This is a genomic window from Streptomyces bottropensis ATCC 25435 (assembly GCF_000383595.1).
Taxonomy (GTDB): Bacteria; Actinomycetota; Actinomycetes; order Streptomycetales; family Streptomycetaceae; genus Streptomyces; species Streptomyces bottropensis.
Genome location: NZ_KB911581.1, coordinates 1,450,606 through 1,463,693, shown reverse-complemented (window position 1 = coordinate 1,463,693; position 13,088 = coordinate 1,450,606). Strand labels below are relative to the sequence as shown.

General features: G+C 69.9%; 11 protein-coding genes. 1 reads left to right on the top strand and 10 read right to left on the bottom strand.

All coding sequences use genetic code 11. The features are described from left to right. Positions 1 to 161 precede the first annotated feature (161 nt). From STRBO_RS43410 to STRBO_RS0106575, 5 genes are all read right to left on the bottom strand, one after another. Positions 162 to 581 carry a hypothetical protein gene (locus tag STRBO_RS43410; protein WP_158690967.1) on the bottom strand — a complete coding sequence of 140 codons (420 nt, stop codon included), beginning with the start codon at positions 579 to 581 and terminating at the stop codon, positions 162 to 164. Positions 582 to 687: 106 nt separating this feature from the next. Beyond that, a complete protein-coding gene (locus tag STRBO_RS0106590) occupies positions 688 to 2,856 on the bottom strand; it encodes a hypothetical protein (RefSeq protein WP_028796507.1) in 2,169 nt (722 codons plus the stop codon). A gap of 159 nt (positions 2,857 to 3,015) precedes the next feature. Beyond that, positions 3,016 to 3,447 (bottom strand): DUF6113 family protein, encoded by a 432-nt coding sequence (locus STRBO_RS0106585; protein WP_020113956.1) that lies wholly within the window; start codon positions 3,445 to 3,447, stop codon positions 3,016 to 3,018. A 64-nt stretch (positions 3,448 to 3,511) separates the two neighbouring features. After that, the gene (gene mshB, locus STRBO_RS0106580) at positions 3,512 to 4,504 is read right to left on the bottom strand and encodes an N-acetyl-1-D-myo-inositol-2-amino-2-deoxy-alpha-D-glucopyranoside deacetylase (protein WP_202499703.1); all 993 of its coding nucleotides are present in this window, start codon (positions 4,502 to 4,504) and stop codon (positions 3,512 to 3,514) included. A 124-nt stretch (positions 4,505 to 4,628) separates the two neighbouring features. Next, a complete protein-coding gene (locus tag STRBO_RS0106575; protein ID WP_005480627.1) occupies positions 4,629 to 4,823 on the bottom strand; it encodes a hypothetical protein in 195 nt (64 codons plus the stop codon). A gap of 224 nt (positions 4,824 to 5,047) precedes the next feature. On the opposite strand from STRBO_RS0106575, the gene STRBO_RS0106570 reads away from it, so the two are divergent. Beyond that, a complete protein-coding gene (locus tag STRBO_RS0106570) occupies positions 5,048 to 7,165 on the top strand; it encodes a prolyl oligopeptidase family serine peptidase (RefSeq protein ID WP_005480628.1) in 2,118 nt (705 codons plus the stop codon). Positions 7,166 to 7,341: 176 nt separating this feature from the next. Here the strand turns inward: STRBO_RS0106570 and STRBO_RS0106565 are convergent, their stop codons facing one another. The 5 genes from STRBO_RS0106565 to STRBO_RS0106545 are packed head-to-tail and all read right to left on the bottom strand — an operon-like array spanning position 7,342 to position 13,040. Further along, positions 7,342 to 8,469 carry an ABC transporter ATP-binding protein gene (locus STRBO_RS0106565; RefSeq protein WP_005480629.1) on the bottom strand — a complete coding sequence of 376 codons (1,128 nt, stop codon included), beginning with the start codon at positions 8,467 to 8,469 and terminating at the stop codon, positions 7,342 to 7,344. Next, the gene (locus tag STRBO_RS0106560; protein ID WP_005480631.1) at positions 8,450 to 9,445 is read right to left on the bottom strand and encodes an ABC transporter ATP-binding protein; all 996 of its coding nucleotides are present in this window, start codon (positions 9,443 to 9,445) and stop codon (positions 8,450 to 8,452) included. Before STRBO_RS0106560 ends, STRBO_RS0106565 begins: the two co-directional genes overlap by 20 nt. Before the next feature lie 9 nt (positions 9,446 to 9,454). After that, positions 9,455 to 10,471, bottom strand: a complete 1,017-nt coding sequence (locus STRBO_RS0106555; RefSeq protein ID WP_020113955.1) for an ABC transporter permease — start codon at positions 10,469 to 10,471, stop codon at positions 9,455 to 9,457. Then, the gene (locus STRBO_RS0106550) at positions 10,464 to 11,387 is read right to left on the bottom strand and encodes an ABC transporter permease (RefSeq protein WP_005480634.1); all 924 of its coding nucleotides are present in this window, start codon (positions 11,385 to 11,387) and stop codon (positions 10,464 to 10,466) included. The genes STRBO_RS0106555 and STRBO_RS0106550 overlap by 8 nt, the downstream gene beginning before the upstream one ends. A 6-nt stretch (positions 11,388 to 11,393) precedes the next feature. Further along, positions 11,394 to 13,040 (bottom strand): peptide ABC transporter substrate-binding protein, encoded by a 1,647-nt coding sequence (locus tag STRBO_RS0106545; RefSeq protein WP_020113954.1) that lies wholly within the window; start codon positions 13,038 to 13,040, stop codon positions 11,394 to 11,396. Positions 13,041 to 13,088: the final 48 nt, after the last annotated feature.

Here is a 13,088-nt window from a genome sequence, read left to right as displayed (position 1 = left end):
TGCGCCGTTCGGGCCCAGCATGCTACGGCTCTACCGGGGGCAAGGCAGCGCACTGAGCGCCAAATGACGAATGTTGTGCACCTCATTCTATCGATCGCCTGTCAAACGATGAAAGGGCACCCTCATCCAAGGGTGCCCTCCTGGTCCAGCGTTACGCGCGCCTATGCACGCGTGGTCACACGGTATTTGCGGCCATCGTAAGGAGTCCAGATATCGATAGGCCTGTCCTCCGTGAAATTCTTGTCACACCAGACCCAGTGGCCATAGCCAGCATTGTTGATGCACTGGCCCTCTCTGTCCCCAGTCACCCACCATCCCACGGCGGCGTTGTCATCCCTCTTGGCATCCAGCACATAGATGCCATCCTCAACTGCCTTGTAGCAGACCCGCGCGACGGGACTATCCACACACCTATCTTCGGGGTCATCGAAGTCCCTGGAAGTGATCACACCGTCAGCAATCCGTGTTCCTGTATTGACTTCCAGTGCGGCACTCGCCGGCGCTGCAGCCAGTGCCACCATCGCGATGGCGGCAGCACCTGAGAAGGTGACCTTCAGCCAGCTAGACGACATACGCCCCATATTTCCCCTCCTGAGAGTTCGTTGGTCAGCCCGAACTCGTATGATCTTACCTTTTACCTCGAGGCAAAGAATCTCGAACAATCTGCGGCGATCAACAGCATGACGCTCACTGAGGGTTAAGAGGGATCGTCACGATCCGATCAGCGGGGTTTTGGCCACGCAACGCCTTCCCAAGAGCCGATGCCACGTCCTGAGCACTGACTGGCTTCTTACTGCCGTCACCCTTAGTGATCGCAACTCCGTCGAAGGCACCTCCGAACAGATCCTCAAGGACGGCGAGATCGTAGTGCTCAACCAACTTGCCGCCCACAGCACGCGTACTCAGAAACTTGTAGATCGAGCGCTCGGGACTGAAGGACACCGTGTGCGTGGCGTCGGTGCGCACCGTCACGAGGCCCGACATGGCCGGCTGTGCGAACTCCTTCATGAACCGGTCGACCTCGGCCTTGCCGACGGACGGCTCCTTCGCCGTGGTCGGGAGCCGTACCGGCGTGGTGCTGCCGGTCTCGACCTGGGTGCGGTAGGCCTCCTCGACGGCGGCGGTGGACTCGCCGACGGCGATGCCCTTGCCCGCCTTGCCGTAGACGGCGACGGCCTTGCCGGCCTGGTACTTGACCGTGCCGTCGCTCGCCGAGCCGGCGCCCCCGGCCGCGCGCGCCAGCGCGGCCCGCAGCTTCTCCTCGTCGACCGGCATGACCGGCGAGACGACCCGCTGCTGACCGAAGAGCGAGCCGATCACCGAGACGGGGTTGTAGTCGCTCACGGCGGCGGCGCTGACCGTGGCCTGCTTGTCGAACTGGAGTCCGGCCTGGTCGGGGGTGAGGGAAACGGTCTCGCCGTCGACCGAGAGCTTCAGAGCCTGGACGGTGCGCTTGCCGAAGGCCGCGTCGAGCTTGTTGACGGCCTCGTCACGGGTGCCGCCGCCGATGTCGACGCCGAGGACGGTGGTGCCCTTGGGGACGTCGGAGTGGTTCATCAGCAGACCGGCGCCGTAAACGCCGCCGCCGAGGACGACCACACCGCCGATGAGCAGCCCGAGCTTGCCGCGGCCCTTCTTCTTGGCCGGCTTGGCGGACTTGGTGTTCTTCGCGTTCTTCGCCGGGGCGGTCTTCGCTTGCGGAGCGGGGTCGGGCAGCTTCGGCGGGGTGTGCCGCACCGCTGCGTCGGTGTCTCCGTTGCCGAACGGCGCGCCCTGGGTGCCGGGGGGCGCGACCGGGATACCGCTGGTCAGGGTGTGCCCGGAGGGGTTGTCGACGACGGGGCCGGAGCCGCCGTAGCCCGGCTCGGGGGCCTGGCGCTGCGGGGTGAGGACGGCGGTGTCGTCGCTGATGCCGCCACCGGGGCGGGCGTAGGGGCTGGAGGCGCCGGGCGCCGAGAAGTCGGCCTCGGGGCCGCCGAAGGGGTTGCCCTGGTAGCCGGGGCCACCGGGACCGCCCTGGACGGGCGGCGGGCCGAGCGGGCTGTCGCCGGTGACGGGGCCGCCGGTGGGGCCCGCCGGACCGGGGCGGCTGTCGGGACGGCCGCCGTTGTCGGAGAAGTACGGCAGGTCGTCGCGCTCCGGCTTGGTGCCGGCCAGCGCGGCCGAGACGTCGAAGGAGCCGGTGCCGCCGCCGTGGCCGGGAGCGACGGGCTGGCCGCCGGTGGCACCGGGGAGGCCGGCGCCGTTCGTCCCGCCGGGCCTGGGGCCCGGGCTCGCGCCGGGGCGCGGACCACCGGGCTGCGGGCCACCGGGGTTGCCGGCCGGCGGGATCGTGCCGCCGGGGCGGGGGCCCGTGGCGGGGACGCCCGGCGCGGCGGCGCTCTGGCCGCTGAGCGTTCCGACGGAGAACCCGGCGCCGTTGGTGCCGCCGGTGCTCGTGCCCCTGGCCGGGGTGGCGCCCTTGCGCGGCGCGAACCAGTCGCTGGTGGGCTTGTCGTCGCCCGGCGCGGCCGGTTCCGGCGCGGGGGCCGGGGTGTCCGTGAACACGGGCATGGCGGTGGTGCCGGTGGTCTCCGACTCGGACCCGGTGTCGTCCGGGGCGCCCTCGCCGTCGCCGACCGGCTTGCGGACGACGACCGGCGGGATCGGGCGCGAGCCGGGGATGTTGATCCGGACCCGTGTGGTCAGCGTGGTCTCGGTCCTGGGTCCGTCCGGGCGCTCGGCGGCGGCCGACCGGGCCGCCTCGGCACCGGCCTCGGTGGCCATGGGCGTGCCGTACGGCGGTGTCCCCGACGGGTACGCGGTGCTGCCGCGCCCATTGGCCCCGGAGGACGAAGTGTCAGTTTCACGACTCAAGGCAGGTTCTCCCGGTTTGCTCCGCCGCCCGTCACGACCTCAACTCAGCGGGCAGCTCGGCGGCGCGCACCACCATACTGGCCACTTCCGGCGCGTATCCCACGACCGCGTGGGAAACCCACACCGGACCCGCACCCGCATACCGCGGCGAAGCGGTGGTCACTTCCCAAGTCGGGCGTCGGGCCCGGTCGGTTGCCGCCCCCCTCCAAGGGTGGCGCACATCACAGCCACAGCCATGCCACCGAGCAGGAAGAGATACGAGCCGACTCCCACGCCGAACAGGAAGTCTCCCTCCGGACGCGTGGACGTCAGCAGGACGACGGAGATCATCCAGCCGACGGCCGGCGCAACGGCCCCCGCCCGGCCCCCCGTCGCCCGCGCCCCGCCCAGGAAGAGCCCGGCCGCACCCAGCAGCGCGAGCAGCAATCCGCCGGGGAACCACGCAGCTTGGAGCAGCCCTCCGGCCGCCCCCACCACCGCTCCCAGCACGAAGAGTCCCAGGTGGGCGGCGGCGCGCGCCGGCGCGGGAAACGTCAATGGCTGGGCGAGCGCGCCGCCTTGCCCGCCCGTCGGCCGGTCCGTCCGCTTCATCGCCGGACCACCCCTCGGGGGGCGTGCGCGCGCAGCACTCGTGTGTCATACCCATGCGTACGCATCACAGGGCCGTTCCGTTCTGCTGTTCCCCGAAAGTCTGCCGTTCCTCGGAAGAAATACCGGGAATCCCCTCGAACAAGTCGCTCTCCCGGCTCCCCCCTTCGCGTCTGCCGCGCACCAACTCGTAGTACTCGGTGCTCAGGAAGGGCTGGGCCAGCGCGTTGGAGAGGGCGAAATAGGGCTCGATGACCTCGATCTGGGTGGCGTGGGCGCGCATCGCCGCGGCCTTCGCTGCCGCGAAGGGGGTGCCGTCGATCTCGGTGGTGACGATGTGGTCGTCCACCACTCCGGGCACGTCGGTGACGCTCGCGGCCTGCCGGAACGGCAGCCGTCCGGGCTCGGCGAGGTCGCGGCGCAGCCGGCTGAAGCCCTCCAGGAGCACCCCGCGCGGCACCCGGTTCCAGTAGACCTTGGCGATCTCCCAGGATTCGCCGAGGTCGGGGCGGTAGTCCGGGTCCGCGGTCAGGTCGGCGGCGCGCATCGCGACGCGGTGGGCCTGGATGTGGTCGGGGTGGCCGTATCCGCCGGCCGGGTCGTAGGTGACGAGGACCTGGGGGCGGACCTCGCGGATCACCCGGACCAGGTGGGCGGCGGCCTCGTCGACGTCGGCGGACCAGAAGGCGCCGGGGCGCTCGTTCTGTTCGACGCCCATCATCCCGGAGTCGCGGTAGCGGCCGGGGCCGCCGAGGAAGCGGTGGTCGGTGACGCCGAGTTCCTTCATGGCCGCGGCCAGTTCGTCCACCCGGTACGGGCCCAGCGTGTCGTCACGGTCGGGCGCGAGGTGAGCGAGACCGGGCGGGATGACCTCGCCCTCCTCGCCGAGGGTGCAGGTCACCAGCGTCACCCGCGCCCCCTCGGCCGCGTACCTGGCCATGGTCGCGCCGTTGTTGATCGACTCGTCGTCCGGGTGCGCGTGCACCAGGAGCAGTCGGCGAGCGACGCTCGACGAGGGGGTTCCCCCCGGCCGGGGGCCGGAGGAGGGCAGATCCGTCATGGACCCACCCTACGAGGCGCCCGGACCGCGCCCGTGCCGGGCGCGGTCGTTCACAGGGACGGTCGGCCGCGAGGGTCCGGGGCCCGGCGGGACGGGCCCGGACGCATCCCTGCGGCCGGAGGCGTCAGAACTTGATACTGCCGATCATGCCCGCGATGTTGGTCGTCAGCTCGCTGATCGTCGGCGCGATGGTCGAGGAGGCGAGGTAGAACCCGAGCAGGATGCAGATGATCGCGTGTGGTGCCTTCAGCCCTGACTTCTTGATCAGGATGAAGACGATGATCGCCAGCAGCACCACCGCCGAAATCGAGAGTGCCACGGCGGCTCACCTCCAATAGTTCCCTGGGACCTGGGGAGCGAAGCAGTTGTCGAGGGCTGACGGCGGAGCCGTCGTCAACCGGTGACGTGGGTGACGCAGTTGTGAATCCGTACAGCGGCCAGCAGGTTCATACCCACCCAGCGGTAGTGATCATAACTATCCATACGCGCGCATCGATCGGCGCACGGCCGCACAAGGGGGCGCATGGCCAATATGGTCGGAGCATGACGACCCAGCCCGAGTCCTTTCCCCGCCGACACGCCCGGACACAACGTTTCACCCTCGGCGCGCCACGGGCGTTCTCCGTCGCGCCGGACGGTTCCCGTGTCGTGTTCCTGCGGTCCTCGTCCGGTACCGACCGGGCCCAGAAGCTGTGGGTTCTGGACCTCGCGGACGGCGAGGAGCGCGTCGCGGCCGACCCGGGCACGCTGCTCGCCGGCTCCTTGGAGGAGTTGTCGGCCGAGGAGCGCGCCCGCCGCGAGCGGCTGCGTGAGGGCGGCGCCGGGATCGTCGGCCACGCCACCGACGCGGCCGTGGAGTTGGCCTCCTTCGCCTTGTCGGGGCGGCTTTTCGTGGCCGAGCTGCGGGCCGGCACAGCCCGTGAACTGGACGTTCCCGGCCCGGTGATCGACCCCCGCCCCTCCCCCGACGGCCGGTACGTGGCGTACGTCGCCCGGGGCGCGCTGCGGGTCGTGGGGACGGAGAGCGGCGACGACGTGGCGCTCACCGAGGAGGAGTCGGAGAACGTCACCCACGGTCTGGCGGAGTTCATCGCGGCCGAGGAGATGGGCCGTTCGCGCGGCTTCTGGTGGGCGCCCGAGTCGGACCGCCTGCTGGTGGCGCGCGTGGACGACACGCCGGTGCGCCGCTGGTGGATCTCGGACCCCGCGCAGCCGGAACGGGACCCGCAGCGGGTGGCGTATCCGGCCGCCGGGACCGCCAACGCGGACGTCCGGCTCTTCGTGATCGACCTCTCGGGGACCCGCACGGAGGTCGTGTGGGACCTGGTGCGCTACCCGTATCTGGCGCATGTGCACTGGTCAGCGGCGGGTGCCCCGCTGATCCTGGTGCAGGCGCGGGACCAGCGCAGCCAGCTGTTCCTGGCCGTCGACCCGGACACGGGGGCGACCCGGATGGTGCACGCCGACGAAGATCCACATTGGCTTGATCTTTTCCCCGGGGTGCCCTCGTGGAGTCCGTCGGGGCAGCTCGTGCGTGTCGCGGACGAGGGCGGCGCGCGGGTGCTCGCGGTCGGCGAACGCCCGCTGACGGGACCGCAGTTGCACGTCCGCGCGGTGCTCGACGTGGCCGACGCCGACGTGCTGGTCTCCGCGTCGGCCGGCGCGTCGGCGGCCGACCCGGAGACCGGGGAGATCCACGTCTACCGCGTGAACGAGCTGGGCATGGAGCGCGTCTCGCAGGAGCCCGGTGTGCACTCGGCGGTGCGCGCCGGGGGCGTCACCGTGCTGGTCTCGGCCGTTGTGGACCGGGCGGGCGCCCGCGTGCAGGTACTGCGGGACGGCAAGCGGGTGGCGACCGTGGCGTCCTCTGCGGAAGACCCCGGTATGTCCCCGCGCGTACGGTTCACACAGGGGGGCGCACGCCGCGTACCGTGCGCCCTGCTTATGCCGAGGGACTACGACGGGGTCACCCCCCTGCCGGTTCTCATGGACCCCTACGGCGGACCGCACGGCCCCCGGGTGCTCGCCGCGCACAACGCGCACCTCACCTCACAGTGGTTCGCCGACCAGGGCTTCGCGGTGGTGGTCGCCGACGGACGCGGCACCCCCGGCCGCTCCCCCGCCTGGGAGAAGGAGATCGACGGCGACTTCACGCTCTCCCTGGACGACCAGGTGGACGCGTTGCACGACCTGGCGACCTCGCACCCGCTGGACCTGTCCCGGGTGGCGATCCGCGGCTGGTCGTACGGCGGCTGGCTGGCGGCCCTCGCGGTGCTGCGCCGCCCGGACGTGTTCCACGCGGGGATCGCGGGCGCCCCGGTCACCGACTGGCGGCTGTACGACACGCACTACACCGAGCGGTACCTGGGCGACCCGGCGGCGGACGCCGCCGCGTACGCGAGGAGTTCACTGATCACGGACGAGGGGCTGTCCGCGCCCGCCGAGCCGCACCGCCCGCTGATGATCGTGCACGGCACCGCCGACGACAACGTGGTCTTCGCCCACGCCCTGCGTCTGTCCTCCGCGCTCCTCGCCGCCGGCCGCCCCCACGAGGTCCTGCCGCTCTCCGGGGTCACCCACATCACCCCGCAGGAACAGGTCGCGGAGAACCTGCTGCTGCTCCAGGTGGACTTCCTGAAGCGCTCACTGGGACCGGCGTAGGCGCGGCGGCCCGACAGGGCGGCCGGGCACGGCAACGGGCCGGGGCTACATGGCGAGCCCCGGCCCGTTTACGGCACCCGCACGGCCGTACGCGTAGTAGATTCCCGCGTCCGTATATCGGAACGGGGTCGGTCGAGTTGCCTGTGTGTTAACGCGGTTGGTGTTGATTTGTGGGCTTATTCCGCCTCATTCGCATGATCATCCGTCGATACCCCCGTGGATCCTCCCGCGGATTCCCCCGTGGAATCGTCCGTCGCTTCCTCGGGCGGCACCACCTGCTTCTCCTCCGCGAAGTGACAGGCCGAGTCATGGGCCGCCGGGCCGCTGGTGAGCCGGAACTCGGCCGGGACCGCGAGCAGCGGCACCTCCAGCGCGCACCGCTCCCGGGCTTTCCAGCAACGGGTGCGAAAGCGGCAGCCCGAGGGGATGTTCGTCGGGGAGGGCACGTCCCCGAACAGGATGATCCGCTCCCGGCGCTCGCGGGCCTCGGGGTTGGGGACGGGCACGGCGGACAGCAGCGCCTGGGTGTAGGGATGCGTCGGGTGGTCGTAGATCTCGGCGTCGCGGCCGATCTCCACGATCCGTCCGAGGTACATCACGCCGACCCGGTCGGAGATGTGCCGCACGATCGACAGGTCGTGCGCGATGAACACGTACGACAGTCCGAATTCGCCCTGGAGCCGGTCCAGCAGGTTGATGACCTGGGCCTGGACGGAGACGTCGAGGGCGGAGACGGGTTCGTCGGCGACGATGATCTCGGGGCGGAGCGCCAACCCGCGCGCGATCCCGATGCGTTGTCGCTGGCCGCCGGAGAACTGGTGCGGGTAGCGGTTGATGTACTCGGGGTTGAGGCCGACCACGTCGAGGAGTTCCTGCACCCGGCGCCGGCGGTCGCCCTTCGGCGCGACCTCGGGGTGGATGTCGTACGGCTCCCCGATGATGTCGCCGACGGTCATGCGGGGGTTGAGCGAGGTGTACGGGTCCTGGAAGACCATCTGGATGTTGCGGCGGACGGTCTTGAGGGACTTGCCGGACAGCCGGGTGATGTCCTCGCCCTTGTAGCGGATCGAACCTGCCGTCGGGCGTTCCAGGTTGACCAGCATCTTGGCGACCGTGGACTTGCCGCAGCCGGACTCGCCGACGATGCCGAGGGTCTCCCCCGCGCCCAGCGCGAAGTCGACGCCGTCGACGGCCTTCACCGCGCCGACCTGCTTCTTGAAGAGGATGCCCTCGGTGAGCGGGTAGTGCTTGACCAGGCCGCTGACCTCCAGGATCGGCTCGGCCTCAGCCGTGGTGGTGGTCATCGAGGCACTCCCTCCAGAAGTGGCAGGCGCTCGTCCGGATGCCGTCCGCCGGCTCCACGTCGTACAGCGGGGGTACGTCGGTCCGGCACACGTCGCGGGCCATCGGGCAGCGGGGGTTGAAGGCGCAGCCGGGCGGGATGTTCATCAGGTTGGGCGGCAGGCCCTTGATCGCGTACAGCTCCTGGCCCTTCTGGTCCAGGCGCGGGATGGAGTCGAGCAGGCCCCGGGTGTACGGGTGGGCCGGGGCCTTGTAGATGTCGTGGACCGGGGCGGACTCCACGATGCGGCCCGCGTACATCACGGCGATGCGGTCGGCGACGTCGGCGACGACGCCGAGGTCGTGGGTGATGAGGACCAGGCCCATGCGGAGTTCGCGCTGCAGTTCGGCGAGGAGGTCCATGACCTGGGCCTGGACGGTGACGTCCAGCGCGGTCGTGGGCTCGTCGGCGATGATCAGCGCGGGTTCGAGGGCCAGCGCCATGGCGATCATGATGCGCTGGCGCATGCCGCCCGAGAACTGGTGCGGGTAGTCCCGTACGCGTTCCCTCGCGGCCGGGATGCGGACGCGGTCCATCAGCTCGACGGCTCTGGCGCGGGCGTCCTTCTTCGTCATGCCCCGGTGGACGACGAACATCTCGCCGAGCTGGTCGCCGACGGACAGGACGGGGTTGAGGGAGGACAGGGCGTCCTGGAAGATCATCGCCATCCCGGCGCCCCGGATCTTCCGGCGCTCGTCCTCCTTGAGTTTCAGCAGGTCCTGGCCCTTGAAGAGGATCTCGCCGCCGGTGATCCTCCCCGGCGGCATGTCGAGGATGCCCATGATCGCCTGCGCGGTGACCGACTTGCCCGAGCCGGACTCCCCGAGCACGGCCAGCGTCTGCCCCTCGTCCACCCCGTAGTCGACCCCGTTGACCGCCTTGGCGACCCCGTCCCTCGTCCGGAACTCCACGTGCAGATCACGTACTTCGAGCAGCATGACGGCGGTTCACCTCAGCTTCGGGTCGAGGGCGTCGCGGACCGCGTCGCCGAGCATGATGAACGCCAGGACGGTGATCGCCAGGGCGCCCGAGGGCCACAGCAGGGCGTGCGGGGCGTTGCGGATGTACGGGGAGGCGGCGGAGATGTCGATGCCCCAGGAGACGCTCGGGGGCTTCAGGCCGACGCCCAGGTAGGAGAGGGTCGCCTCCAGGGCGATGTAGGTGCCCAGCGCGATGGTGGCCACGACGATGACCGGGGCGACGGCGTTCGGGGTGATGTGCCGCAGCAGCATGCGGGAGTTGGAGGCGCCGAGGGCGCGGGCGGCCTGGACGTAGTCGTTCTGTTTGGCGGTGATGACCGAGCCGCGGGCGATGCGGGAGATCTGCGGCCAGCCCAGCAGCACCATGAAGCCGATCACCGGCCAGACGGAGTTGCTGGTGACCACGGACAGCAGCACCAGGCCGCCGAGCACCACCGGGATCGCGAAGAAGACATCGGTGATCCGGGACAGGAACGAGTCCGAGTAGCCGCCGAAGAACCCGGCGAGCCCGCCGAGCACCGACCCGAGCAGCGCGACACCGAGCGTCGCGCAGACGCCGACGGAGATGGAGATCCGCGCCCCGTAGACGGTACGGGTGTACACGTCACAGCCCTGGCCGTCGTAGCCGAAGGGGTGGCCGGGCTGCGCGCCCTCCTGGGCCTTGGAGAGGTCGCACTTGAGCGGGTTGCCGGAGGCGATCAGCGACGGCCACAGGGAGATGACGACCAGGAAGAGGATCACCAGCGCCGAGATGATGAAGACGGGGTTGCGGCGCAGGTCGCGCCAGGCGTCGGACCAGAGGCTGCGGGCCTTGTCGGCCGGGCCGCCGCCCGTCGGGTCGTCACCCAGGCGCTTCTCCAGGGTCTCCCCCTCGGTGGTGGCCAGATCCATGGTGCCGTCCAGTCCCGTCGCGGCGATCGCCCCGTTCTCGGCGGCGCGCTGGCCGCCCGACACGTGCGGCCCCTCGGACTGCGGCTCAGGCATAGCGGATCCTCGGGTCGAGTACGGCGTAGAGGAGGTCGACGAGCAGGTTGGCGAGCAGGAACACCAGGACGAGGACGGTCACGAAGCCGACGACGGTCTGGGTGTTCTGGCGGAGGATGCCCTGGTAGAGCTGGTAGCCGACGCCGTGGATGTTGAAGATCCGCTCGGTGACGATCGCGCCGCCCATGAGGGCACCGATGTCGGTGCCGATGAAGGTGACCACGGGGATCAGGGAGTTCCGCAGCAGGTGTTTGCGGATCACCCGGTGCCGGGGCAGTCCCTTGGCGACGGCGGTGCGGACGTAGTCGGCGCGGGCGTTCTCCGCGATGGACGTCCGGGTCAGGCGGGTGACGTAGGCGAGGGAGACGGAGGCGAGGACGAGCCCGGGGACGATCAGTTCGCCGAAGGGCGCGTTCGAGGAGACCGAGGGACTGATCCAGCCCCACTCCACACCGAGCAGCAGTTGCAGCAGCAGACCGGTGACGAAGGTGGGGACGGAGATGACGACGAGGGTGACCACCAGCGCCCCGGTGTCGACGGGCCGCCCGCGCCGCAGGCCGGTGACGACACCGAGGGTGACGCCGATGACGATCTCGAAGAGGATCGCGACGATCGTCAGCCGGATGGTGACCGGGAAGGCGGCGGCCATCAGCTCGGTGACCTCCTGCCCGTTGAACGCGGTGCCGAAGTCGCCGGTGAAGACGTTCCCCATGTAGGTCAGGTACTGCTGCCAGACGGGCTGGTCGAGGCCGAACTCGTGACGCAGCTGGGCGGCCGTCGCCGGATCGCACTCCCGGTCGCCGCAGAGGCCCGCGATGGGGTCGCCCATCACGTTCACCATCAGGAAGATCAGGAGGGTGGCGCCCACGAAGACCGGGATCATCTGGAGCAGGCGCCGGACGACGTACCGTCCCACGGAGGATCAGCCGACCTTGATCTGGTCGTACACCGGCACGCTGAACGGGTTCAGGGAGACGTCGGACAGCCGCGCCGAGTAGCCCGCGCTGCCGTTCTGGTACCAGAGCGGGATGGCGGCCATGTTGTCCCGGACGACCTCCTCGGCCTTCTGGAACGTCTGCACGGCCTTCGCCGTGTCCGACTCCGCGTTGGCCTCGTCGACGAGCTTGTCGAAGTCGGCGTTGGACCACTTGCCGTCGTTGGAGGAGGCGTTGGTGTAGTAGAGCGGCTGCAGGAAGTTCTGGATGAGCGGGTAGTCCATCTGCCAGCCGGCCCGGAACGGGCCGCTCATCTTCCGCTGGGTGATCTGGTTGCGGTAGTCGGCGAAGGTGCCGACCGGGTTGCCGACGCACGCCTTGTCGTTGTCGAGGGCGTTGTTGATGGAGTTGCAGACGGCGTCGACCCACTGCTTGTGGGAGCCGGTGTCCGCGTTGTACGTGATCTTGACCTGGCCGCCGGGGAGGCCGCCGCCCTCCTTGATCAGCTTCTTGGCCGCGTCCGCGTCGTACTCGCAGGCGTCCCCGCACAGCCCCTTCTTGTAGCCGCCGTCCTCGCCGAGGACCGGGGAGGTCCAGTCGGTGGCGGGGGTGCGGGTCTTCTGGAAGATGGTGTCGGTGATCTGGTCGCGGTCGATGGCCCGGGACAGCCCCTGGCGGACCTTCTCCGAGCCCTCCTTGTTCCAGTCCGCGTCGTAGAACGGGAAGGACAGGGTCTGGATGATGCCGGCCGGGGTGTTGATGTACCGGTCGCCGAGGTCGGCCTTGACGTTCTTCAGCTGGGCGGCGGGGACGTCGTCGACGAGGTCGAGGTTGCCCGCCAGCAGGTCGGTGTAGGCGGTGTTGTTGTCGGTGTAGACCTTGAGGTCCACGCCGCCGTTCTGGGCCTTGTCCTCGCCGGGGTAGTCGTCCCACTTGCGGACCGACAGCTGGGAGCCCTTGGTGTACGAGTCGACGGCGTACGGGCCGTTGCCGACGGGCTTGGCGAGCCAGGCGTCGTGGTCGGTGAAGAACGACTGCGGGAGCGGGGCGTAGGCGTTGTAGCCGAGGGTGTCGGGGAAGGTCGAGAACTTCTGGGTGAGCTTGACGGTGAAGGTGTTCTCGTCGGTGACCTTCAGCCCGGAGAGGGTGTCGGCGGTCTGCTTGCTGCCGTCGTCGGGGTGCGTCTTGTCGTAGCCCTGGATGTACTCGAAGAAGTACGCGTTCTTCTGGTTGTTCTTCAGGCTCGCCCCGTAGTTCCAGGCGTCCACGAAGGACTTGGCGGTGACCTTCTCGCCGTTGCTGAAGGTCCAGCCGTCCTTGACGGTGATGGTGAAGTTCTGCGAGTCGGTCGTCTCGATCTTCTCGGCGAGCATGTCCTTCGCCTCGCCGGTCTTGGCGTCGTACCGCTTGAGCCCGCGGAAGATCATGTCCAGCACCTTGCCGCCCTGCACCTCGTTGGTGTTGGCCGGCTCCAGGGGGTTCTGCGGGTCGCCCCACGAGGAGCTGAGCACGGCGCCGGTGTCACCGCTGCCGCTGCTGCCGCCGCTGCTGTCGTCACCGCCCCCGCACGCGGTCGCGGTGAGAGCCACCGCCGCCGCGCCGGCGATCCATCGAGCGTGCGTGGCTCCGCGCATGGGGTGCCTCCTCGTGAGTGATCCGTTACCGGCCAATATCGGCCGGGG

What these genes read in the sequence shown, in the direction of transcription:
- STRBO_RS0106565 (WP_005480629.1), bottom strand. Translation starts at nt 8,469, where the DNA reads ATGACCACCACCACGGCTGAGGCCGAGCCGATCCTGGAGGTCAGCGGC.
- STRBO_RS0106585 (WP_020113956.1), bottom strand. Translation starts at nt 3,447, where the DNA reads ATGAAGCGGACGGACCGGCCGACGGGCGGGCAAGGCGGCGCGCTCGCC.
- STRBO_RS0106555 (WP_020113955.1), bottom strand. Translation starts at nt 10,471, where the DNA reads ATGCCTGAGCCGCAGTCCGAGGGGCCGCACGTGTCGGGCGGCCAGCGC.
- STRBO_RS0106545 (WP_020113954.1), bottom strand. Translation starts at nt 13,040, where the DNA reads ATGCGCGGAGCCACGCACGCTCGATGGATCGCCGGCGCGGCGGCGGTG.
- mshB (WP_202499703.1), bottom strand. Translation starts at nt 4,504, where the DNA reads ATGACGGATCTGCCCTCCTCCGGCCCCCGGCCGGGGGGAACCCCCTCG.
- STRBO_RS0106570 (WP_005480628.1), top strand. Translation starts at nt 5,048, where the DNA reads ATGACGACCCAGCCCGAGTCCTTTCCCCGCCGACACGCCCGGACACAA.
- STRBO_RS43410 (WP_158690967.1), bottom strand. Translation starts at nt 581, where the DNA reads ATGGGGCGTATGTCGTCTAGCTGGCTGAAGGTCACCTTCTCAGGTGCT.
- STRBO_RS0106560 (WP_005480631.1), bottom strand. Translation starts at nt 9,445, where the DNA reads ATGCTGCTCGAAGTACGTGATCTGCACGTGGAGTTCCGGACGAGGGAC.